The organism is Streptomyces lacrimifluminis, assembly GCF_014646095.1.
GTDB classification, from domain to species: Bacteria; Actinomycetota; Actinomycetes; order Streptomycetales; family Streptomycetaceae; genus Streptomyces; species Streptomyces lacrimifluminis.
This window is the reverse complement of record NZ_BMMU01000049.1, coordinates 1-22,568: the sequence shown is the minus strand read 5'-3', so window position 1 is coordinate 22,568 and position 22,568 is coordinate 1. Positions and strand designations below refer to the sequence as shown.

The window sequence follows — 22,568 nt, the reverse complement described above, 5'->3', positions numbered from 1 at the left end:
CGGCGCGTCGGCGCATCGGCGAGAGCGGTTGTCTGTGGAGTGGAGGTCGTCCGTCAGGCGGTTCTCTGTACGGGGGTGCCCGCGCCGTCCGCGGGGCGCGGCCTGCTCTGCACCGGCAGGATCGCATGCACCCGGAAGCCGCCTCCGTACCGGGGACCGGCGGTGCAGCCGCCGCCGACCGCGGTGACGCGCTCCCGCATCCCGAGCAGCCCGTGCCCGCCGCCCTCCTCCGGGCCGCCTTGGCCGACGCCGCGCCCCGGCCCGTTGTCCAGCACGGTGATCTCGATGTTCGGCCCCACCCGTACGACGCTGACCTCGGCCTTCGCCTCGGCTCCCGCGTGCTTCTGTACGTTCGTCAGGGCCTCCTGGATCACCCGGTAGGCGGCCAGGTCGATGGCCGCGGGGAGGGTGGTGTCCTGGTCGGCGCGGGCCACCTCGACCTGGAGTCCGGCGCTGTGGAAGGTGCCGACCAGCTCGTCGAGCCGGTGCAGACCGGGGGCGGGCTCGGTGGGTGCCTCCGGGTCCCCGGACTGGCGCAGCAGTCCGACGGTCGCGCGCAGCTCGTTCAGCGCCGAGCGGCTGGCCTCCCGTACGTGGGCGAGGGCTTCCTTGGCCTGGTCGGGGCGCTTGTCCATGATGTGCGCGGCGACTCCGGCCTGGACATTGACGAGGGCGATGTGGTGGGCGACGACGTCGTGCAGGTCACGGGCGATGCGCAGCCGCTCCTCGGCCACGCGTCGGCGGGCCTCCTCCTCGCGGGTGCGTTCCGCTCGCTCGGCGCGCTCTCTCATGGCGTCGATGAAGCCGCGGCGGCTGCGTACGGCGTCTCCGGCGGTCGCGGCCATGCCGGTCCAGGCGAAGATGCCGAGGTTTTCCTGCGCGTACCAGGGCAGGGAGCCGGCCAGCATCGCGGAACCGGTGAGGACGGTCATCGTGAGGAGGCCGACGCGCCAGGTGGTGGGGCGGTCGGTGGTCGACGCGACGGTGTAGAGGGCGATCACCGCGGACATCGCGACGGGGGTACGGGGGTCGGCGGTGACCGACTCGACGACGGAGGCGACGCCGGTGAACGCGAGCACCTTCATGGGAGCGCGTCGGCGAAGGACGAGCGCTGCGGCGCCGAGGACCATGAGGACCAGGCTGAGGCCGTCGGGGGTACGGGCCGTCCAGCCGCCGCCGTCCTGCCCGTGCGGGTCGACGAACGAGGCGGCCAGCATGCAGAGGAGGACGGCTGCGGCGAGGGCCACGTCCAGCGCGAGGGGGTGCGCTCTCAGGTGGCGTCGGGCTCGCTGGAGCGGGGTCACGTTTGTCAAGGTAGCTCACCTGGGCGTTGCTGGGGGTTGCACCCCCAGACCCCTGCTACGGCCCTGAACGGGCCTTGTCCTCAAGCGCCGGACGGGCTGAGATGGGGAACCTCACCCCGGGATCAAGCCGTCGTCGCTCAACATCTCCCGGACCTCCTCCAGGGTCGCGTCCGGCGACGGGAGGATCAGTTCCGAGGGCTCCAGGGAGTCGTCCGGCAAGGGGTCGCCGAGTTCGCGGACCTTGGCCAGGAGCGACTGGAGGGTGCTGCGGAAGCCGGGGCCGTCGCCGAGCTCCATTTCCGCCAGGAGCACGTCGTCCAGCTTGTTCAGTTCGGTGAGGTGGCTGTCCGCCAGCCTCACCTGGCCCTCCCCCATGATCCGTACGATCATGTCGCCCTCCTCAGGCGTGGCCTACTGCTGTGGGTTACTGCTGTGGGTCCCCGCTGTGGGTTACTGCTTGTCGAAGCGCGGAGTGTCCTTCGGCTGCTGCTGGGACTGGGACTGCTGCTGGCCGCCGCCCTCGATGGCCTGCTGTCCCGCCGCCGAACCTCCGGCCAGCTCCGCCTTCATGCGCTGCAGCTCCAGCTCCACATCCGTACCACCGGAGAGCCGGTCCAGCTCGGCCTGGATGTCGTCCTTCGCCATGCCCGTGGGGTCGTCGAGGGCGCCCGAGGCGAGCAGCTCGTCGATCGCACCGGCGCGTGCCTGGAGCTGTGCCGTCTTGTCCTCGGCCCGCTGTATCGCCAGGCCCACGTCGCCCATCTCCTCGGAGATGCCGGTGAACGCCTCGCCGATCCGGGTCTGGGCCTGGGCGGCGGTGTACGTCGCCTTGATCGTCTCCTTCTTGGTGCGGAAGGCGTCGACCTTGGCCTGGAGGCGCTGCGCCGCGAGGGTGAGCTTCTCCTCCTCGCCCTGGAGGGTCTGGTGCTGTGTCTCCAGGTCCGTCACCTGCTGCTGGAGGGCGGCTCGGCGCGAGAGCGCCTCGCGGGCCAGGTCCTCGCGGCCCAGCGCGAGTGCCTTGCGGCCCTGGTCCTCCAGCGTGGAGGACTGCTTGTTCAGCTGGGCGAGCTGCAGCTCCAGTCGCTTGCGGCTGGTCGCCACGTCGGCGACTCCGCGGCGCACCTTCTGGAGCAGCTCCAGCTGTTTCTGGTACGAGTAATCGAGGGTTTCGCGCGGGTCCTCGGCCCGGTCAAGGGCCTTGTTCGCCTTCGCGCGGAAGATCATCCCCATACGCTTCATGACACCGCTCATGGGCTTCGCGCGCCCCCTTCTGACGGACTCCAGCTCCAGCACCTGCAACAGGACCAACAGTACGGGCCCTGCCTCCATTACCGCACTGTTCCGGGCCCGATGCGCTCATCCCCAAGGACGACTGCGATCTGTCCCACTCCGGCGTAGGGAGTAGGTGACCCCCTACGGTCTGTCCTCCTGAAGACGACCGGTGTTGCCGGATCGTTCCCCACTCGGCTGGGGTCCATGCCCCGATACCCCGTACCCTTGGGTTTTGTGTTCCGTAGCCGTGCCAAGGAAGAGAAGGCCCCCGCCGACAAGGCGCCGGTGACCGACTCCAAGCAGACCCGTGACCCGCAGGCCCCGAAGGGCAGGCCCACTCCCAAGCGGAGTGTGGCCCAGTCCCAGCGCCGCAGCGTGGCCAGTACTCCCAAGACGCGCAAGGAGGGGGCCAAACGACAGCGTGACGAGCGTCGTGCCGCGATGGAACGCCAGCGCCAGGCGCTCGCCAGCGGGGACGAGCGTTATCTCCCCGCCCGCGACAAGGGCCCGGTGCGCCGTTTCGCGCGCGATTTCGTGGACTCGCGCTTCTGTGTCGCCGAGTTCTTCCTGCCGATGGCCGTGGTCATCCTCGTACTGAGCATGGTGCGGGTCGGCGCGCTGCAGAGCATCGCGCTGCTGCTGTGGCTCTTCGTGATCGTGCTGATCATCGTCGACTCGGTCTTCATCGCGATCCGGCTGAAGAAGCAGCTGGCCGCGCGCCATCCGAACGAGCGGACGAAGGGCGCGGTCGCCTACGCGCTGATGCGTTCCCTCCAGATGCGTCGCCTCCGGCTGCCGAAGCCCCAGGTCAAGCGCGGAGAGCGGCCCTGAGCACTACGTCGTTCTCCGGGGGCGCGGCGGATGCCTGGCTGGACAGGCTGGGCGGGCTGCGGAATGTCGTGCGACAGGAACTGGTGGCCCGGCAGCTCGACGAGCAGATAGCCGGGCGGTTCCCGGTCGGGCAGCGGCTGCGGGTGCTCGACGTCGGTATGGGTCAGGGCACGCAGGCGCTGCGGCTGGCCCGGGCCGGCCATCAGGTCACCGGTGTCGAGAAGGACCCGAGGATGCTCGGCGCGGCCCGTGAGGCGCTCGCCGCCGAGCCGGAGGGCATCCGTGATCGTGTCCGGCTCCTTGAGAGCGACGGCCGCGACACCGGGGTGCACTTTCTGCCGGGCAGCTTCGATGTCGTGCTCTGCCATGGCGTACTGATGTACGTCGAACTGCCGGACGCCCTGCTGGCGGGTCTTGCCCGGATGCTGGCGCCGGGCGGGCTGCTGTCCCTGCTGGTGCGCAACGGCGACGCGCTGGCCATGCGGCCGGGGCTCGCCGGGGACTGGGCGGGGGCACTGGGCGCGTTCGACACCGACTCGTACGTCAACCGGCTCGGCCTCGAAGTACGCGCGGACCGGCTCTCCGCCCTCACCGACACGCTCGCCGGCATCGGGGCGCCGCTGCACGCGTGGTACGGGGTGCGGGTGTTCACCGACACGGCGGACGACTCCGCCGAGGTTGCTCAGGCCGAGGTGGACGCCCTCCTGACCGTGGAGGAACGGGCCGGGCGGACCGATCCCTATCGGCAGGTGGCTGCGTTGTTGCACCTGTGCGGCGTCCGAGGCTGACGGGACAGGCAGTTCATCGGCCGCGGGTCGGCGGGGGCTTGTCGCGCAGTTCCCCGCACCCCTGAAAACCTGCCCCGCGCCCCTTCAGGGGCGCGGGGCAGGTTTTCTGTCCGGCTACGCCTCCTGGGCGTCCTTCAGGCTCATCGGGCCGTAGATCTGGGTGGTGTCCTCGAACAGCCGTACCTGGTCCGCGCCGCCTGCGAGAAGGTCCTTCCAGTACTCACCGATCCAGGACTCGGCGTCCCCCTGCGTCGTGAACTCCTCGGGCTCCACCGCGGGCTGGACCTCCGCCCCGTCGGTCTTCTCGAACCGCCACGTCCATGCCGCCATGTACGCCTCCAAGATATGAACCGCTGCAGACGAGGAGCCGGACCTTGATCCGGCTCCTCGTCCGAAAGCCTAGCCGGGCGGGCAAGACCTGCGGGGACACGCGAAAATCAGGTTCGTGGAACTCACTCTGCTCGGTACCGGTGCTCCCGCGGGTCTCCCCCGCCCCGACTGTGTGTGCGCGGCCTGTACCGGCGCGCTCGGTGTGAACGCGCGGGCGGCCACCGCGCTGCTCGTGGACGGCACGCTGCTGCTCGACCTCACCCCCGGCGCCGTACTGGCGGCGGCGCGCGCCGGGCACTCGCTGGGCGGCGTACGGCAGGTGCTGCTGTCGCATCCGCACGACGGGCCCGCCGTCGAGGTGCCGGCGGGACTCCCGCAACCCGGACGGGTGCCGGACGGGCGGGAGTTGGCGCTGCTGACCGGGCACCGGGTGCGCGCGGTCCCGATGGACTCACCGGGTACGGGGTACGCGGTGACCGGTCCCGACGGGCAACGCCTGCTGTACCTGCCGCCGGGCGCGGCGCCGGCCGGACTCGACGGGAGCGGTCCCGCGTACGACATGGTCCTCGCGGATGTCGTCGGGCGGCCGGACGCCCTGGCCCGGCTGCGGGCGGTGGGCGCGCTCGGGCCGGCCACGGATGTCGTCGCCGTTCATCTGGACCACGACGTGCCGCCGGGTGCCGAGCTGCGGCGCAGGCTCGCGGCGGCGGGCGCGCGGGCGGTGGCGGACGGTACGACGTTGACAGTCGGGGTCTACGAGGACGTACCGGACGTGCCCCGGCGGACGCTGGTGCTGGGTGGGGCGCGGTCCGGGAAGTCGGTGGAGGCGGAGCGGCGGCTGGAGGCGTTCCCTGACGTGCTGTACGTGGCCACGGGCGGGGCGCGTCACGGGGACGGGGAGTGGGCGGCGCGGGTGCACGCCCATCGGGAGCGGCGGCCGGGGTCGTGGCGTACCGCCGAGACCTGTGACCTCGTACCGCTGCTGAAGGACGAGGGGGCGCCGCTGCTCATCGACTGTCTCTCGCTGTGGCTGACGGACGCGATGGACCAGGTGGGGGCGTGGGACGACGCGGAGTGGGCGGGGGGCGGGGAGCGGGAGTTGCGGCGGCGGGTACGGGAGTTGACGGCGGCGGTCCGGGCGACGCGGCGGACCGTTGTCGCCGTTTCGAACGAGGTGGGGTCGGGGATCGTGCCCGCCACGGCCTCCGGGCGGCGGTACCGGGACGAGCTGGGGCGGCTGAACGCGGCGTTCGGGGCCGAGTGCGAGCATGTGCTGTTGGTTGTGGCGGGGCAGGCGGTTGTGCTGCGGGGGTGAGCGTTGCCTTCAGCCTGTGGGATCGCGGCGGGCGATGATCCGGTAGGTGTTCGCGAAGCGGGTTCTGCGGAGCAGTGGGGCCAGGGCGTGGTCCAGGGCTGTGGTCAGCGCCAGGAAGGGGACGGCCGCCCGGAGCAGAGGTGTGCGGCGGGCCGGGAGGGCTCGGGTGACCGCCAGTGAGAGGGCGCCGGTCAGGTCGTAGGGGATGTGGGGTGCCCGGTGGTCCGTCGTGATGATCGTGCAGTGCTGGGACTCCAGTTCCGCCACCAGGTTGGCCGACGGAATGAGGTGGAGGTGGCGGGGCTGGGCGTACCAGGGCCACCACCTGCCCAGCAGGGTGCCGAACGCGCAGTGCGGGTCCGGGACTTCGATGAGGAGGTGGCCGCCGGGGCGCAGGACCCTGAGGGCGGCGCGGAGTTCCTCGCGGGGGTCCGGGGTGTGTTCCAGGTGATGGAACATGCTGACGACGTCGTAGCGGGCGTGCAGTCGGTTGACGATCTCCTCGTCCGTGAGACGGCCTCGGTGGGCCTCCTCGATGTGGCCGGAGGCGCGGGCCTTCTGGACGCGGCGGGTGGTGTCCACGCCGTCGAAGGCCGTGTACGGGAAACAGCGTTTCGCCGCCGCCGGGAAGGCGCCTTCGCCCGTCCCCACGTCGAGCCAGCTCTCCGGCTCCGGGAAGGGGAGCATCGCCCGGGCCGCCGCGCGGTGGCGGCGGGGCGAGACCGGGTGGGGGGCCTCGGGCAGGTCCTGGTGGTGGAGGGCGAGGCCCTCCGCGGTGAGGCGGGGGTTCTGGAAGGCGTGGGCGCAGTCGCGGCACTCGTCGACGACGAACGTGCCCGGCCCACGCTGCCGGAGGTCCGGCGTGCGCAGGCGGGTGCGCAACCGCCTGGAACCGCACCAGGGGCAGTCCTCGCGGCGCGGTTCGTGGAACCCGTCGGCCCCGGTCTCCTGCGGGGCGGTCGCCTTGGGGGCGGGGGACATGGGCGGCTCCTGCTGAAGCGGTGCACCGAAGCGGTGCACTGGTGCGGTGCACCGAGGCGCGGTGCGACATTACGTCCCAAAACGTTACGTAGGGGATCGCGGTCCCGGGTGCAATGACATGGCTCCAACGTGACGGCGCCCTGTTCGATCGCTGCCGGTACTGTTCGGCGAATGAGCTCGCTTAATCTCGACGACTTCACCGATCTGATCGAGCGCCCGGACGGCGGTGTGCGCCGCGACGCGGAGGCGCGGCGGGAGCGCCGGATCGTGCCTCCCGGGTCGCTCGGGCGCCTCGACGACCTGGGTGAGTGGCTGGCGGCGGCGCAGTCCTCCGTGCCGGTACGGGCGGTGGAACGGCCGCGTGTCGTGCTGTTCGCGGGAGATCACGGGATCGCCGGGCTGGGGGTGTCGGCGCGCCCCGCCGGCAGCGCCGAGCAGTCCGTGCGGGCCGTGCTGGACGGCTCCAGCCCCGTCGCCGTGCTGGCGCGGCGGCTCGGCGTGTCCGTGCGTGTCGTCGACATGGCGCTGGACTGCGAGCCGGACGCGCTGCCCGCCGAGGTCGCGGGGCACCGGGCGCGGCGCGGCAGCGGGCGGATCGACGTCGAGGACGCGCTGACCCTTGAGGAGGCGGAGGCGGCCTTCCTGGCGGGGGTCGCCGTGGCCGACGAGGAGGCCGACTCCGGTACGGATCTGGTGGTGCTCGGCGATGTGAGTGTGGGCGGCACCACGGTCGCGTCGGTGCTGGTGGCCGCGTTGTGCGGGACGGACGCTTCCGTCGTCACGGGGCGGGGCGGGCTGCCGATCGACGACCTGGCCTGGATGCGCAAGTGTGCCGCGATCCGTGACTCGCTGCGGCGTGCCCGGCCGGTGCTCGGGGACCAGTTGCAGCTGCTGGCGACGGTGGGCGGCGCCGACCTCGCCGCGATGACCGGGTTCCTGCTGCAGAGCGCGGTGCGCAAGATGCCGGTGATCCTGGACGGCGTGGTGTCGGCCGCCTGTGCGCTGGTCGGGCAGCGGATCGCCTTCCGGGCGCCGGACTGGTGGCTCGCCGGGCACAACAGCGGGGAGCCGGCCCAGGCGAAGGCCCTGGACCGGATGGCGCTGGAGCCGCTGCTCGACCACGGGGTGACCGTGGGCGAGGGGGCCGGGGCGCTGCTGGCCCTCCCTCTGGTCCAGGCCGCGGCGGCACTGGCGGCGGAGCTTCCGGCAGCTCCGGAGGTGCCGGAGGTGTCCAAGGCCCCCAAGGCGGAGGACGCGAAAGAGCCGGAGGAGCCGGAGGAACCAGGGGCTCTCTGACCACCGGAGGGCATGGAGGGCATATGGGGCACACGGCACAACATGCCCCATATGATCACTTTCCATGGGAGATGCCCGGCTCACTCCGAATGTTCAGCGAAGTGCCAGCACCACCGCCTCACGGCGGGCCGCCGCGTTCGCCGTCTGGTATCTGCGGGTCGTCACCTTCGTCAATCTCCTCAGCGCGGTATGGGTCTCCTTCGGGAACGACGTGCGGCGGCACAACGAGGAGAACTTCTTCACGCCGTACCTGCTGACCGCCGGCTTCGCCTCCGGTGTGTTCACGATGTTCCTCGCGATCACCATGCGGCGCCGCAAACGGGCCGCCTGGATCCTGAACATCGTGATCGGCACGCTGTTCCTGCTGCTGTTCGCGTTCGCCATGTTCTTCGCGGAGATCCGGGAGCACGCGCAGAACTGGATCTCGCTCGCCCTCACGGCCGCCTTCGTCGCGGCGCTCGTCGTCGGGCGGCGCGAGTTCTACGCCAAGGGCGACCGGGCCAATCCGCGGCTCGCCGCCGCCGTCGCGGTCGGCGGCCTGCTCGTCTCCTCGCTCCTCGCCGCGCTCCTGGTCACCGTCGCCAACCAGGCGCACGACAGCCACCGTTCGACGTTCCTGGAGCGCTGGAACTACGGCACGATGCGGCTGGTCTCCGTCGCCGCCGACGACACGGGCTTCGCCGGGATCTCCACGCCGAACTGGGTCGACGTCACCATCAACGTCATCAGTACGGTGCTGATCCTCGCCGTCCTCTACGCCGCCTTCCGCTCCCGTCGTGCCGTCGACCCGCTCACCGAGGACGACGAGGCCCGGCTGCGCGCCCTCCTCGACCGGCACGGCGACCGCGACTCCCTCGGCTACTTCGCCCTGCGGCGCGAGAAGAGCGTCGTCTGGTCCCCCACCGGCAAGGCCGCCGTCACCTACCGCGCCCTGGGCGGGGTCTCCCTGGCCGCCGGTGACCCGATCGGCGATCCGGAGGCCTGGCCCGGCGCCATCGAACCGTGGCTGGCCGAGGCCCGCGCCCACGGCTGGATCCCGGCGGTGATGGGGGCGAGCGAGGAGGCAGGCACGGTGTACGCGCGGCACGGCCTGGACGCCCTCGAACTCGGCGACGAGGCCATCGTCGAGACGGCGGAGTTCACGTTGGAGGGGCGGGCCATGCGGACCGTCCGGCAGGCCTGCAACCGGGTCAAGCGGGCCGGGTACACCGTGCGCGTCCGGCGCCACGCCGACATCCCGGCAGCCGAGATGACGTCCCTCCTCCAGCGCGCCGACGACTGGCGGGACGGCGCCACCGAGCGCGGGTTCAGCATGGCGCTCGGGCGGCTCGGCGATCCGGCCGACGGGCAGTGCGTGATGCTCGAATGTGCGGACGGCAGCGCGGGGGAAGGTGCCGGGGAGCTGAGAGCAGTGCTCTCCTTCGTGCCCTGGGGGCCGAACGGCCTGTCGCTCGACCTCATGCGGCGCGACCGTGACTCCGACAACGGGCTGATGGAGTTCATGGTGATCGAACTCCTCCAGCGCGCCCAGGAGATCGGGATCACTCAGGTCTCACTCAACTTCGCGATGTTCCGTTCCGTCTTCGAACGTGGCGGGCGCATCGGCGCGGGGCCGGTGCTGAGGCTGTGGCGCTCGCTGCTCGGCTTCTTCTCCCGCTGGTGGCAGATCGAGTCGCTGTACCGCGCCAACGCGAAGTACCGGCCCATCTGGGAGCCCCGGTTCCTGCTCTTCGAGAAGAGCGCGGACCTGCCGCGCATCGGCATCGCCGCGGCGCGCGCCGAGGGCTTTTTGGAGGCGCCGGGACTGCCGAAGTGGCTGCACCGCAGGCACCTGGAGTCGAAGAGATGAGCACGTGGACGGGCACGAACGGATGAGGGCCGGGAGATGAGTACGGTCGCCCCCTGGGCCCGCGCCGAATGGGGGCGGCTGTACCTCGCCGTGCGCGGGCCCCTGCTCCGGCGGCGGTGGCGGGCGCTGCCCATGACGCTCGGTGTCGTGTGTCTGACCGCGCTCGTCCACTTCGCACAGAACCAGTCCTGGGGCTACCGGTTCGTCCAGGACATCGGTGCCGTCCGCGCCGAGGAGCCTCTCCTGGTCGCCCTCCTGCGCACCCCGCTCTCCCTCTTCGTGCCCGCCCCCGACCTGCCGGTCTGGGGCGCGTTGGCGCAGCTCCTGATCGTCTTCGGCCTCGCCGAGATCTGCCTCGGCCGGTGGCGGACCCTCCTCATCGCGTACGTCGCCACCCTCACCGGCACGCTCTACGCGCGCGTGGGCATCGCCGTGGGTCCGGCCGGCTTCCTGGGGCTGCCCGGCACGGACGCGCAGGTGGTGGACACCGGCCCGTCTGCGGCCGTGGTGGGCCTCGCGGTGTTCCTGGGGTGGCGTTACCGGGCGTACGTGACCGCCGGTGCGGTGATCGTCGCGATGGTGGTGGAGGTGATCCTGAAGGACAACCTCGCGGGCAAGGAGCATCTGGCCGCCATCGTCGCCGTACTCGTCCTGTGCGGGGTCTCGGCGACGCGTCACCGGCTCACGGGGGTGCGGGCCGGGGCGGGGTCGGGCTTGCCGCCGATCAGGTCCTGGATGCGGCGCCGGGGGCCGGCCCAGCGGCGGTCGTGTCGGTAGGCGCGCAGGGTGGAGCGGGAACGGGCGCGCGGACGGCGGCCGTAGAAGCGCTTCGCCCAGAGTGAGCCGGGGCGGGCCAGGCGGAGCGCGCCGAGGAGCGCGACGAAGGGGACGATCACGCCGAAGATCGCCGTGCGGGCCTTGCCCTTGCTCAGGGCGAGGAGGGAGAAGAAGAAGTTGACTCCGACACTCAGCATGGCGCCGCCCCGGTTCTGGATGTCCTCGTCGCTGAGGTCGTTCACCCCGAACGGCAGGAAGCCCAGGAGGACCAGGCCGACCAGGGCCGCCGTCAGCACCACCACCTCGACGCTCTTCCGGCCTGCCTCGGTCCAGTAGACGTCGTCGAGGTGCAGGATCAGCGCGAACTCGTCCAGCACCAGGCCGGCGCCCATCCCGAACAGCACCGCGCACAGACCCGCGCCGAACCCGCTCTGTCCGCTGGCCACGGCCCCGAACCCGCCCACGACGGTCAGGACGACGCCCGGGACGACGTGATGGATGTGCATCCCGCCCGCCTTGACGTTGCCGAACGGCCCCTTGCCCGCGCGGATCATCCGGGTGACCACCCGGGTGATGAGAAACGTCAGTACGAAGGCGGTGAGCGCCAGGAGCAGCGGCAGCTTGCCCGGCTCGACGATGTTCCGCTCCAGCCAATGACCCATGTGGGCACTTTATCCAGGTATGCACCATTCGCGACGCCCACTCGCTGCCCACTCACTGCCCGCCCTGGGCCACCACCACCCCGCCGGATACTCTGCGCCGGTGTCCATGCCCCCGCCCACGCCCCCGCCCACGGAACCTGCCGGGCCCTCCGCCCCCTTCGACCCTCTCGGCGGGCTGCGCTTCGCCTTCGGCACGCTGACCGTGCTGCCGGTGCCGGTGACCCGCTGGGACCGGGACGCGGCGCGTGGCGGCATGCTGTGCGCGCCGGTGGCCGGTCTGGTCGTCGGCGTGTGTGCCGCCGGTGTCGGTCTGCTGCTTCTGTTCCTGGGCGCCGGTGCGCTGCTCGCCGCCGTCGCCACGGCCGCCGTGCCCGCCGTCCTCACCCGGGGGCTGCATCTCGACGGTCTCGCGGACACCGCCGACGGGCTGGGCAGCGGCAAGCCCGCCGAGGAAGCGCTGCGCGTCATGAAGCAGTCGGACATCGGCCCGTTCGGTGTGCTCGCCCTGCTGTTCGTGCTGCTGGCCCAGGTGGCCGCGCTCGCTCAGGCGTACGGCGACTCGTGGGCCCGGGGGGCGTTCGCCGCCGTCGTCTCTGCGACCGCCGCCCGGCTGGCCCTCACCCTGGCCGCCCGCACCGGCGTACCGCCCGCCCGGCCCGAGGGGCTGGGGGCGGCGGTCGCGGGAACGGTGCCTGTGCGCTCGGCGCTGCTGGTCGCGGTCCTGGTGACGATCGCGGCGGCCGGCTTCGGCGCGTTCTTCGGGGCGTTCGACAGCGTCCGCACCGCCTTCGCGGTCATCGTTGCCTGCGCCGCCGCCGAACGCCTCCTGCAGCACTGCACGCGCCGGTTCGGCGGGGTGACGGGCGATGTCTTCGGCGGTCTCGCGGAGACGGCGGCGACGACGGCACTGGTCGTGCTGTCGCTGGGCTGAGGGATCGGGCCGCTCAGCCGCTCAGTCCACGGGCACGGCGTGGGGCAGCGTGCCCCAGGGGTGATCTCCGGTGCCGGGCACCGCACAGTGCAGGTCGGCGCCCCGGGTCCTGGCCTCCGTTTCGAGGTCGGCCTCCGGTGGGACGCCGTACACGAGGTGGCACAGGCGTGTTCCCGGGGTGCGCAGGGGGTGGGGGCGCTCGGCGCGGTACGTGTCCCAGGTGCCCTCGAAGGTCACCAGGACGTCGGCGATCCTGGCGTAGGAGGGGTGCGGCTGGACGCCGTGGTTGAGGACGAGGGTGCGGAGGCCCGTGCCCCAGGCCGCCGACGCCAGGCGCCGGTAGTGGTCGAGCCGGTCCGGTTCCGAGGTGACCTGGTCGAGGAAGGCGCCGTCCGCGCCGTACCACTCGTGGTGGCGGACCAGGTCGCGGATGACCGCGGTGACCGGTCGGCGGGCGTAGTCGGTGTCGGCGTACCCGAGGACTCGTACGCCCTCCGCGCGCAGTCGGCCGGCGATCCCGGCGAACGCCGGGTCTGGGCGGTCGCCGGGGCCGCTGGCCGGGTTCAGGACCACCCCGTACAGGCCGGGCGCGGCGGCGAGGATCGCCTCCCATTCGGCGGGGCGGACGGACGGGTGCTCGTAGTACGGGACCAGGAGACTGCTCGGACTCATGTGGGGGTTCTTGTCCATTCCGTTCGACTGGGGATCCTGAGGCTCAGCGGTGCGCGGTCGCTCTGCCCAGCAAGCCGCTGACCAGGGCCGCCTGGACGCCGGCCGCCGTCCCGTACACGATCAGGCCCACCCAGTGCGGGTCGCCCGCGTGGGTGGCCAGGGCCAGGGTCTGGGCGAGGGCCGCGACGCAGCAGATCACGGCCGCGCTGAGAACGGCGCCGGCGGACTGGAGCAGCAGGCCCGTCCAGAGGACCACGCCGAGGAGGAGCAGGCCGGCGAGTCCGATGCCCCCTACGCCTGGAGCGTGCGGCCAGAGGGCCGAGACGGCGAGGCTGAGGGCGAGGAGGGCGGCGAGGTAGGCGCTGAGGCACTTGACGAGGGTGGCGGCTGTGGTGCGCCAGAAGTCCTTCGAGGTGCTGGTGGAGCGCAGTCCGGCGAGGCTGTCGCTGCGGAAGCGGTGCAGGAGCCATTCGGCGGGGCCCATGCTCAGCGTGAGCGCTACGGCCGCGGGGGCTCCGCCCAGGGCCGCGTAGAGGACCAGGATGCCGCTGCCGAGGCCGAACAGGGCGTACGGGAGTGAGCCTGCGAGTCGGGGGCCCGTGGTTGTCGGTCGTCTGCGGGCTCGTTGTGGCTGGTCGCGCAGTTCCCCGCGCCCCTTGAGTCGGCTGCTGCCAGGCGTGACTTCCAGTAGGCCCAGGATCACTACAGCTATGAGGGAGCCCAGGAGCAGGATGGCTCTCGCCTCGTCCGGTACGGGTCGGATCATGGCCAGGACCGCGCCCGCCGCCATCGGCAGCAAGGCGGCGAGGAGGGCGCGTTCGCGGCCCAGGACGAGGAGGGCGGTGGCGGCGGCGAGGTAGCAGGACTGGCCTGCGGCGAAGGCGACCGCGCCGATACCGGCCGTACCGACGGCCGAGAGGGCCACCAGGGAGCCGAGGAGTGCCCCGGCGGGGGCGCCCAGCAGGAGGGAGCGGCGGGCTGCCGGGCGGTCGCCCAGGCTGAGCCAGGAGTAGGCCCGGTGGGCCAGGCCCTGGTTCCAGGTCCAGCCGACCAGGGCGCCGGCGAGGAGCGGGATCGTGCCGGCCGGGAGGCCCAGGTCGCCCTGCGGGCCGGCCAGGAGCGGGGCCCCGAGGACGTAACCGAGGCCGGGGAGGGCGAAGACGACACCTCTCAGGAGGCAGCCCAGCAGGCCTGTCTGCCAGGGGTCGTGGGCCGGGCCCTCGGGTTCGGGATAGCGGCGCTCGACCCGGTCGTACAGTTCCTCGGCGAGCGCGAAGGAGTTCCTGACGCCGTACCGCTCGCGTATCTGGTCGTCCGACAGGCCGTCGGACTCCAGAAGGGCGGCTATCTCGTCCGGGTGGACGGCCGCGGCTATGAACTCGTCCAGCCGGGCCGCGAGTTGGTCTATCGGGTCGGGCTCAGCCCAGCTGGGGGCGGTGCGCTGACGGGGAATGGCGGGGAGCGTGGCGGGGCCCGCTCCGGGCGGCATCCAGATGCTTCCGCTCACCAGGAGGCCCCTTCCGTCGCGACGGCCCCGTACCAGGGGTCGCGCAGTTCGAGGGTCCAGTCCGCGACGGTCTCCAGGGTGGGTTCGTACACCTCGGGCCGGCCCGCGAGTTCCTGGTAGATCGTCCGGAAGGCGTCCACGGATCGGCGGAGCGTGAAGCGGTCGATCACTCGCTGGCGGGCCGACCGGCCGAGTTCCAGGCGCCGTTCGTCGTCCCGGAGGAGGGTCAGCGCGGCGGCGGCCATCTTCTCCGGTTCGCGCGGCGGGACCACCAGGCCGGTGTCGCCGACGGCCTCGCCGACTCCGCCGACGTCCGTCGAGACCGTCGTACGGCCGCAGGACATCGCCTCGATGATGGAGAACGGGAAGCCCTCGGAGATGGACGACAGCATGACGATGTGACCGGCCGCGTAGGCACGCCAGACCTCGGTGATGCGGCCCTCGAAGGTGAGCCCGTCGGTCACGCCGAGTTCGGCGGCGAGCTTCTCCAGGCGGGTCTGGTAGGCCTCGCCGCCCGCCGGTACCGGGCCGAACAACCGCAGCCTGGTTTCCGGGAGTTCGGCGCGGACCATGGCGTAGGCGTGGAGCAGTGTCTCCAGGTCCTTGATGGGGTCGACACGTCCGCACCAGGTGAGGGTGGGGACCTCGGGCTCGGGGCCGGCGTGCGGGAAGGCGTGCGGGTCGACGCCGTTGTAGACCGTGCGGATCTTGTCGCTGTCGGCGCCCCCGCGCTCCTCCCAGCGGCGGTTGTACTGGTTGCAGGGGGTGATGAGGTCGGCCTCGCGGTAGCCGAGGGAGTTCAGCGCGCGGTAGAAGCCGAGCATGAACGCCTTGACGGGCCAGCGCTGTTCGGCGCTGCGGTAGCCGAGGTAGCGCTCGCGCAGATAGATGCCGTGCTCGGTGAGGAGGAACGGCACACCGTCCAGCTGGTGCGCGGCGAGCGCGGGCAGGGTGGCGAGGCCGCTGCTGACCGCGTGGGCGACGGAGTCCTCGGGGATACGGGTGCCCAGCGGCCGAAGTGCGTGCTCCAGCAGGTCTGTTGCGGTCAGGGCGTCGTGAACCGTCGGGCGGGCCTCGGCGGTCGGCAGATGCGGCATCGTCCATATCCACATCAGCGAGCGCAGCGCCGACTCGGTGCGCAGGGCCGCCGACAGGCGTCCGTCACGGGCGAGTTCGGCGAGTTCGTAGAGGGCCTCACCGAAGTCGCAGGGCGCCGCCGGGTCCAGGAAGGACAGCAGAAAGCGCTCGTAGGAGTCGATGAAACGGCGACGGGACCGGCCCAGCGGCGCTCTCGCGCGACCGGGTCGCGGTCCCCACGTCGGCACGGAGGTGTGCCGGTAGACGTTGGGCGGCAGCTCCCAGGTGACGGGTTCACGGCCGCTGCCGGTGAGCGAGACTATGTGGAAGTCGACCTCCGGCATGCCCTTGACCAGCTGGTCGCACCAGGTGCTTACCCCTCCGTGGACGTGCGGGTAGGTGCCTTCGGTGAGCATCGTGACGTGACGGCCTGTGCGGAGCACTGCGTTGCTCTCCCTGGGATGCGGGTGATGTGGGGGGACTGCGCGACCTTCCCCGACTGCGGGTGCGTCGTGGCTGGTCGCGCAGTTCCCCGCGCCCCTCGGGCGCTGCCCCTTCGGGGCAGTTGCCTCTACGGCAGGTTCAGCTTGACTGCGGACTGCAGCAGCTCCGGAGTGGTCCAGGCCGAGAGGCGGCCCGCGTAGGGCGTGCCGAACGTCGTGGTGCTCAGCAGGAGTTGCTTGGTCGTGCCTGTGGGTGCGGTGAACGGGATCCTGGTGCCGGACGGGGCCGTGACCGTGACCTTCTTGCCGACGCGGTACGCCGTGACGGTGCCGTTCGCGACGGCGGTCTTCCAGGCGGCGCGGCGCTCGAGTTCGGTGCCGATCGCGCTCTGGCGGGGGTTCTCCAGCGGGGTGTTGTCGGCGAACAGCGCGCGGTAGTCGGCGAGGACCCTGTCCAGCACCGGGTAGAGGGTGCGGTCCTCGGCCAGGTTGGACTGGTGCGCGTAGTGCGGACGCGGGTCGCCCGAGATGGCGTGCCCGAGTGCGGTGCGCGCCTCCTGCGGGACGATGTACGACAGATAGCCGGTGGCGGTGTCCAGGGGCTCGTCGAGGCAGGTGGACGTCGGGTTGTTCTCGCAGATGCCGCTGCCGCCGTCGGCCGCCGAGGCGTAGATCCAGTTGTACTCGTCGGCCATCTCTGCGTTCGTACCCGTGTTGTAGTACACGTTCATCGGGTGGCGCGGCACGGTCAGTGTGCTGCTGCCCACCGAACGCTGCTGCGGCTCACGGGAGTTGTCGGAGGCGGTCCACCGGATGCCGTTGTCGGCGAGGGCCCGCGCGAGGTTCGGGTTGTCGGCGGGCTGCTGCGGGAGCGTCTTCAGACCCGAGTGCTCACCGGTCACCAGCTCACCGCGGTCGGTCGCAAGACCCTGGGCGAGGCCCCAGTTGTAGTTGCTCGCGATCTCCGCCGAGATGTCGGCGCGGCTCATGTACCGAGTGGAGCCGTCCGCGTTCTTCGCGCAGCTCCAGGGCACGGTGGAGGTGTCCTGCACACAGCCGAGGTACTGGTGGGTGTAGGTGTGGTTCACCCACCTGTACCGGGCCTTGTCCGCGAGGAGTTGGTCAGCGAGGGCGTCCGTGCCGCCGTTCTCGCTCTTCCACTCCTCTCCCGAACCGGCGTTGTAGACCATGTCGAGTGTGAAGCCGCTGCTCTGCTGCCACTGGGCGGCGTGGACCGCGTCGTCCGCCGTCATCCGGATCGGCGTGGTGCCCTCGCCGTCACCGCCCACGCAGTCGAAGTCGCCGGGGGTGCAGTTGCGTTCGGTGTCCCAGCGGCTGTCGGGCGCGAAGACGTCGTCGACGTGCACGGAGAAGGAGTTGCGGCTCTGCCCCAGGTGCACTCCGTCGGTCAGCCATTCCACGATGCCCCGGGCCAGTACCCGGAACTGCTGCTGGTACTCGTTGTACGCGAAGGTCACGACGAGTTCGCGGCGCCCGTCGTGCGCGTACTCGCCGATCAGGCTGCCGCGGCCGGTCCCGCCGGGCACGGCGGTGTCGACGTAGCTGGTGAAGCCCGCCCGGGGCGTGGCGACGAAGCCGTAGCTCTCCTGCACGGACGCCGAGTTGTCCTCGAACGTGAGCGGGCCGTCGAGATAGCCGAAGTACCCCGACCGCCCCGCGTCGGTGACCGCGGCGGCCTGTCCGTCCAGCGTGCCGGAGTAGGAGCTGTAGTCGAGGCCGACCTCCGGGTGCGCCCAGGTGTAGGCGTCGACCTGGGGGATGCCGTACGTCGTCTCGTAGGCCTCCAGGGCCGTCTGCTCGGCGGAACCCGTCCCGAACGGTGCCTCGTTGGGCAGCACCACGCCCTGGAACTTGGCCCGGGGTGTGCCGTTCACCGTGCCGCTCAGGAACGCGGCGTCGATCGTCGGGCGGTTCGCGTCGTTCAGGTCGACGGTCGTGTACGGGATGCCCGTGTCCGCCAGTTCGGCCGTGATGGCGTCGACCGGGCTGTCGCCGTTGTCCACGACGAGCACCCTCAGGTCGACGCGCGGCTCCGCGGCGGCTGCGGCGCCGGGCACCCCCAGCCCCAGTGCCAGCAGTCCGGCAACCGTCACGACGGCGGCCGTGTCTCGGGAAAATCTCCATCTGGGCGCTATCTGCGCCATGTTCGCCCCTCCCCCAACCGGTCCACCTCAGGGGTCAATTCCGAGGGGATCCGTGGAAATGATGCATAAGCGGTGACAGAACCGCTGACCAGAACCTGACGAGTGTGACTCAGGTCACCGGAAGTGAAGGGTGGGACGTGACCAAGACGCCACCACCAAGTGAACGCTCGCAAGAATGTGCGAGCGCGGCCACCGAGCGTAGGCTCGTGCAGGGTGTACCCATCCCGGTACGGACCGCCCCCAGGCCGGATCAGTGTCGCTTGTCGGGCCCGGTCGACCCATTCCACTCGGCCACAGAAGTTTTCAGACGGAAGCGAGAATTCACCACCGTGACAGCACTCACTCTCAGCACCGCCGCGGCGCCCGGCCTTCGGGCCGACGCGATCGTCGTCGGTGTCGCCAAGGGCGGCAAGGGCCCCGTCGTCGCACCGGGCGCCGAGGCCGTGGACAAGGCGTACGACGGCAGGCTCGCCGACGTCCTGGGAACCCTCGGTGCCTCCGGCGCTGAGGGCGAGGTGACCAAACTGCCCGCCCCGGCCGGCTTCAAGGCACCCATCGTCGTGGCCGTGGGCCTGGGCGCGCTGCCCGAGAAGGACGAGACCTTCGGCGCCGAGTCGCTGCGCCGGGCCGCCGGTGTGGCCGCCCGTACCCTCGCCGGCGCCAAGAAGGCCGCCTTCGCCCTGCCCATCGAGGACGCCGCCGACGCCGGCGCGATCGGCGAGGGCGCGCTGCTCGGGGCGTACGCCTTCGACGCGTACAAGGAGATCGGCAAGGACGCCAAGAACGGCAAGGCCCCGCTCGGTGAGGTCGCCCTGCTCGGCGGCAAGCCCCGTGACGCCGCGTACAAGGCGGCCGTCGCCCGCGCCACCGCGGTGTCCGAGGAGCTCAACCGCGCCCGCGACCTGATCAACACCCCGCCGAACGACCTCAACCCGGAGGCCTTCGCCGCCGTCGCGCAGGCCGCGGCCGAGGAGCACGGCATCAAGGTGCAGGTGCTCGACGTGAAGGCGCTGGAGAAGGGCGGCTACGGCGGCATCCTCGGGGTCGGCATCGGTTCCGTCGCCGGTCCCCGGCTGGTGAAGCTGACGTACACGCACGAGGCGGCGAGCAAGCACCTCGCCTTCGTCGGCAAGGGCATCACCTACGACTCGGGCGGCATCTCGCTCAAGCCCGCCGGGCACAACGAGACGATGAAGTGCGACATGAGCGGTGCGGCGGCGGTCTTCGCCGCGGTCGTCGCCGCCGCGCGGCTCGGCCTTGAGGTCAACGTCACCGGCTGGCTGGCGCTCGCCGAGAACATGCCGTCCGGTTCCGCCACCCGCCCCGGTGACGTGCTGCGCATGTACAGCGGCAAGACCGTCGAGGTCCTCAACACCGACGCCGAGGGCCGTCTCGTCCTCGCCGACGCCCTGTGGGCCGCGTCGGCCGAGAAGCCGGACGCGATCGTCGACGTGGCGACGCTGACCGGCGCGATGATGCTGGCGCTGGGCAACCGGACGTACGGGATCATGGCGAACGACGACGCGTTCCGCTCCGCGGTGCACGAGGCGGCGGAGGAGGTCGGGGAGCCGGCGTGGCCGATGCCGCTGCCGGACCACTTGAAGAAGGGGATGGAGTCTCCTACGGCCGACATCGCCAACATGGGCGAGCGGTACGGGGGCGGGCTGGTCGCGGGACTGTTCCTGCGGGAGTTCGTGGGTGAGGGGATCACCTGGGCGCACCTCGACATCGCGGGGCCCGCGTTCAACGAGGGCGGGCCTTTCGGGTACACGCCCAAGGGCGGTACCGGGACGGCGGTGCGTACGTTGGTGCGGCTGGCTGAATTGACCGCCGTCGGCGACCTGGGCTGAGGGTGCATTTAGTGACGGGACCTCGCGTGCGGGTAGTGCCGAGGTCCCGTTCCGCCTCATAGCTCGATACCAGGTGTGGTCTGGCGGGTGCGGGTCGTTGTGTGGCTTGTCGCGCCCACGCGGCGGAGCCGCACATCAGACACAGCCCCGCGCCCCTGTGTGGGTCACCGCGTCCCCCTCTGAAAAGTTCTGGCAAGTGTGGGGCGTCTCTCACACAGGCCCGGCGTCTCTTCCACGCCCGACAAGTGCGAAGATGGGCTCGGCAGGATAGGGCCCCCACCACAGGGCCGAAGAAAGAGCGGCCGGACACCAGCCGCCGCCCGGTCACTGACGACCGGCGTACGGCGCAATGCATGGAGGACGTGACGTGGCGAACGACGCCAGCACCGTTTTCGACCTAGTGATTCTCGGCGGTGGCAGTGGCGGTTACGCCGCGGCGCTGCGCGGGGCTCAGCTGGGGCTTGACGTCGCCCTGATCGAGAAGGACAAGGTCGGCGGCACCTGCCTGCACCGGGGATGCATCCCCACCAAGGCCCTGCTCCACGCGGGCGAGATCGCCGACCAGGCCCGCGAGAGCGAGCAGTTCGGCGTGAAGGCCACCTTCGAGGGCATCGACGTCCCGGCGGTCCACAAGTACAAGGACGAGGTCATCTCGGGCCTGTACAAGGGACTCCAGGGCCTCGTCGCCTCCCGCAAGATCACCTACATCGAGGGTGAGGGGCGGCTCTCCTCCCCCACCTCCGTCGATGTGAACGGGCAGCGGATCCAGGGCCGCCACATCCTGCTGGCGACCGGCTCCGTGCCGAAGTCGCTGCCGGGTCTGGAGATCGACGGCAACCGGATCATCTCCTCGGACCACGCCCTCGTCCTGGACCGGGTGCCGCAGTCGGCGATCGTCCTCGGCGGCGGCGTCATCGGCGTCGAGTTCGCCTCCGCGTGGAAGTCCTTCGGTACGGACGTCACGATCATCGAGGGCCTCAAGCACCTGGCCCCCCTTGAGGACGAGAACTCCTCCAAGCTTCTTGAGCGCGCGTTCCGCAAGCGCGGCATCAAGTTCAACCTGGGCACCTTCTTCTCGAAGGCCGAGTACACCGAGAGCGGTGTCAAGGTCACCCTTGCCGACGGCAAGGAGTTCGAGGCCGAGGTGCTGCTCGTCGCCGTCGGCCGCGGCCCGGTCTCGGCCGGCCTCGGCTACGAGGAGCAGGGCGTCGCGATGGACCGCGGCTACGTCCTGGTCGACGAGTACATGCGGACGAACGTCCCGACGATCTCCGCCGTCGGTGACCTGGTCCCGACGCTCCAGCTCGCGCACGTCGGCTTCGCCGAGGGCATCCTGGTGGCGGAGCGTCTGGCCGGTCTGAAGGCCGTTCCGATCGACTACGACGGCGTGCCCCGGGTGACGTACTGCCACCCCGAGGTCGCCTCCGTGGGCATCACCGAGGCCAAGGCCAAGGAGATCTACGGTGCGGACAAGGTCGTCGCTCTGAAGTACAACCTCGCGGGCAACGGCAAGAGCAAGATCCTCAAGACCGCGGGCGAGATCAAGCTCGTCCAGGTCAAGGACGGTGCCGTGGTCGGCGTCCACATGGTCGGCGACCGCATGGGCGAGCAGGTCGGCGAAGCACAGCTGATCTACAACTGGGAGGCGCTGCCCGCCGAGGTCGCGCAGCTCATCCACGCCCACCCGACGCAGAGCGAGGCGCTCGGCGAGGCCCACCTGGCCCTGGCCGGCAAGCCGCTGCACTCCCACGACTGACCCTCGGTCGACGGACGACGACACAGACTTCCGCAATTCGTAAGGAGCAACCGAAACCATGGCGGTTTCCGTAACCCTTCCGGCGCTCGGTGAGAGCGTCACCGAGGGCACTGTCACCCGCTGGCTGAAGGCCGAGGGCGAGCGCGTCGAGGCCGACGAGCCGCTGCTGGAGGTGTCGACCGACAAGGTCGACACCGAGATCCCCTCGCCCGTCTCCGGCGTTCTGGCGTCCATCAAGGTCGCCGAGGACGAGACCGTTGAGGTCGGCGCAGAGCTGGCCCTCATCGACGACGGCAGCGGCGCGCCTGCTGCCGCCCCCGCCCCGGCCGCCGAGGAGGAGGCCCCTGCGGCCCCCGAGCCGGCGCCGCAGGCCCAGCCCTCCACCGAGCAGGAGGCTCCGGCCCCGGCTCCCACCGCTGAGGCCGCCACCGGCGGCGGCTCCGCCGAGGGCACGGACGTCGTCCTGCCCGCGCTCGGCGAGTCCGTCACCGAGGGCACCGTCACCCGCTGGCTGAAGTCGGTCGGCGACAGCGTCGAGGCCGACGAGCCGCTGCTGGAGGTCTCCACGGACAAGGTCGACACCGAGATCCCGGCACCCGTCTCCGGTGTGCTCCTGGAGATCGTGGTCGGCGAGGACGAGACCGCCGAGGTCGGCGCCAAGCTGGCCGTGATCGGCGCCCCGGGTGCCGCTCCGGCGGCTGCCCCGGCTCCGGCTGCCCCGGCCCCGGCGCCCGCCGCCGCGGCCCCGGCCCCCGCTCCGGC

The 22,568-nt window shown here is 71.4% G+C and carries 20 protein-coding genes; 10 read left to right on the top strand and 10 right to left on the bottom strand.

Annotated elements, in window-relative coordinates:
- Positions 1-53 precede the first annotated feature (53 nt).
- The 3 genes from IEY89_RS37525 to IEY89_RS37515 form a co-directional block, all read right to left on the bottom strand.
- A complete protein-coding gene (locus tag IEY89_RS37525) occupies positions 54-1,304 on the bottom strand; it encodes a sensor histidine kinase (RefSeq protein ID WP_189152027.1) in 1,251 nt (416 codons plus the stop codon).
- A 111-nt stretch (positions 1,305-1,415) separates the two neighbouring features.
- Entirely contained in the window at positions 1,416-1,694 is a 279-nt protein-coding gene (pspAA, locus tag IEY89_RS37520; RefSeq protein ID WP_189152014.1) for a PspA-associated protein PspAA, read from the bottom strand.
- Positions 1,695-1,754: 60 nt separating this feature from the next.
- On the bottom strand, positions 1,755-2,555 hold the full coding sequence (locus IEY89_RS37515) for a PspA/IM30 family protein (protein WP_189152026.1): 801 nt from the start codon (positions 2,553-2,555) through the stop codon (positions 1,755-1,757).
- A 225-nt stretch (positions 2,556-2,780) separates the two neighbouring features.
- Here IEY89_RS37515 and IEY89_RS37510 point away from each other — a divergent pair, with 225 nt between their 5' ends.
- On the top strand, positions 2,781-3,407 hold the full coding sequence (locus IEY89_RS37510; RefSeq protein ID WP_189152013.1) for a DUF3043 domain-containing protein: 627 nt from the start codon (positions 2,781-2,783) through the stop codon (positions 3,405-3,407).
- A gap of 83 nt (positions 3,408-3,490) precedes the next feature.
- Positions 3,491-4,195 carry a class I SAM-dependent methyltransferase gene (locus tag IEY89_RS37505; protein WP_189152025.1) on the top strand — a complete coding sequence of 235 codons (705 nt, stop codon included), beginning with the start codon at positions 3,491-3,493 and terminating at the stop codon, positions 4,193-4,195.
- A gap of 114 nt (positions 4,196-4,309) precedes the next feature.
- Here the strand turns inward: IEY89_RS37505 and IEY89_RS37500 are convergent, their stop codons facing one another.
- On the bottom strand, positions 4,310-4,525 hold the full coding sequence (locus IEY89_RS37500; protein WP_189152012.1) for a hypothetical protein: 216 nt from the start codon (positions 4,523-4,525) through the stop codon (positions 4,310-4,312).
- A 115-nt stretch (positions 4,526-4,640) separates the two neighbouring features.
- On the opposite strand from IEY89_RS37500, the gene IEY89_RS37495 reads away from it, so the two are divergent.
- On the top strand, positions 4,641-5,840 hold the full coding sequence (locus IEY89_RS37495; protein ID WP_189152011.1) for a bifunctional adenosylcobinamide kinase/adenosylcobinamide-phosphate guanylyltransferase: 1,200 nt from the start codon (positions 4,641-4,643) through the stop codon (positions 5,838-5,840).
- Positions 5,841-5,849: 9 nt separating this feature from the next.
- On the opposite strand, the gene IEY89_RS37490 is transcribed toward IEY89_RS37495, so the two are convergent.
- Positions 5,850-6,821 (bottom strand): class I SAM-dependent methyltransferase, encoded by a 972-nt coding sequence (locus IEY89_RS37490; RefSeq protein ID WP_189152010.1) that lies wholly within the window; start codon positions 6,819-6,821, stop codon positions 5,850-5,852.
- Positions 6,822-6,992: 171 nt separating this feature from the next.
- Here IEY89_RS37490 and cobT point away from each other — a divergent pair, with 171 nt between their 5' ends.
- From cobT to IEY89_RS37475, 3 genes are all read left to right on the top strand, one after another.
- A complete protein-coding gene (gene cobT / locus IEY89_RS37485) occupies positions 6,993-8,117 on the top strand; it encodes a nicotinate-nucleotide--dimethylbenzimidazole phosphoribosyltransferase (RefSeq protein WP_189152009.1) in 1,125 nt (374 codons plus the stop codon).
- A gap of 64 nt (positions 8,118-8,181) precedes the next feature.
- Positions 8,182-9,966 (top strand): phosphatidylglycerol lysyltransferase domain-containing protein, encoded by a 1,785-nt coding sequence (locus IEY89_RS37480; protein WP_189152008.1) that lies wholly within the window; start codon positions 8,182-8,184, stop codon positions 9,964-9,966.
- A gap of 36 nt (positions 9,967-10,002) precedes the next feature.
- On the top strand, positions 10,003-10,743 hold the full coding sequence (locus tag IEY89_RS37475; protein WP_189152007.1) for a hypothetical protein: 741 nt from the start codon (positions 10,003-10,005) through the stop codon (positions 10,741-10,743).
- Here the strand turns inward: IEY89_RS37475 and IEY89_RS37470 are convergent.
- On the bottom strand, positions 10,641-11,405 hold the full coding sequence (locus tag IEY89_RS37470; RefSeq protein WP_189152006.1) for a hypothetical protein: 765 nt from the start codon (positions 11,403-11,405) through the stop codon (positions 10,641-10,643). The genes IEY89_RS37475 and IEY89_RS37470 overlap by 103 nt on opposite strands.
- Before the next feature lie 106 nt (positions 11,406-11,511).
- Between IEY89_RS37470 and IEY89_RS37465 the strand changes: the two genes are divergently transcribed.
- A complete protein-coding gene (locus IEY89_RS37465; RefSeq protein ID WP_189152024.1) occupies positions 11,512-12,336 on the top strand; it encodes an adenosylcobinamide-GDP ribazoletransferase in 825 nt (274 codons plus the stop codon).
- A 21-nt stretch (positions 12,337-12,357) separates the two neighbouring features.
- Here the strand turns inward: IEY89_RS37465 and IEY89_RS37460 are convergent, their stop codons facing one another.
- From IEY89_RS37460 to IEY89_RS37445, 4 genes are all read right to left on the bottom strand, one after another.
- Positions 12,358-13,008, bottom strand: coding sequence for a spherulation-specific family 4 protein (locus tag IEY89_RS37460; protein ID WP_189152005.1), 651 nt, complete (start codon positions 13,006-13,008; stop codon positions 12,358-12,360).
- A gap of 43 nt (positions 13,009-13,051) precedes the next feature.
- A complete protein-coding gene (locus tag IEY89_RS37455) occupies positions 13,052-14,515 on the bottom strand; it encodes a hypothetical protein (protein ID WP_189152004.1) in 1,464 nt (487 codons plus the stop codon).
- A complete protein-coding gene (gene pelF / locus IEY89_RS37450) occupies positions 14,512-16,035 on the bottom strand; it encodes a GT4 family glycosyltransferase PelF (RefSeq protein WP_189152003.1) in 1,524 nt (507 codons plus the stop codon). Before pelF ends, IEY89_RS37455 begins: the two co-directional genes overlap by 4 nt.
- 128 nt (positions 16,036-16,163) lie before the next feature.
- Positions 16,164-18,200: a hypothetical protein gene (locus tag IEY89_RS37445; protein ID WP_189152002.1), complete on the bottom strand. Its 2,037-nt coding sequence runs from the start codon at positions 18,198-18,200 to the stop codon at positions 16,164-16,166.
- Positions 18,201-18,529: 329 nt separating this feature from the next.
- Here IEY89_RS37445 and IEY89_RS37440 point away from each other — a divergent pair, with 329 nt between their 5' ends.
- The 3 genes from IEY89_RS37440 to IEY89_RS37430 all read left to right on the top strand — a co-directional run.
- Positions 18,530-20,050, top strand: a complete 1,521-nt coding sequence (locus tag IEY89_RS37440; protein WP_189152001.1) for a leucyl aminopeptidase — start codon at positions 18,530-18,532, stop codon at positions 20,048-20,050.
- Positions 20,051-20,417: 367 nt separating this feature from the next.
- Positions 20,418-21,806, top strand: coding sequence for a dihydrolipoyl dehydrogenase (gene lpdA / locus IEY89_RS37435; RefSeq protein WP_189152000.1), 1,389 nt, complete (start codon positions 20,418-20,420; stop codon positions 21,804-21,806).
- 58 nt (positions 21,807-21,864) lie between these two features.
- A partial coding sequence (locus IEY89_RS37430) for a biotin/lipoyl-containing protein (protein ID WP_308437485.1) occupies positions 21,865-22,568 on the top strand: 704 nt, incomplete at its 3' end.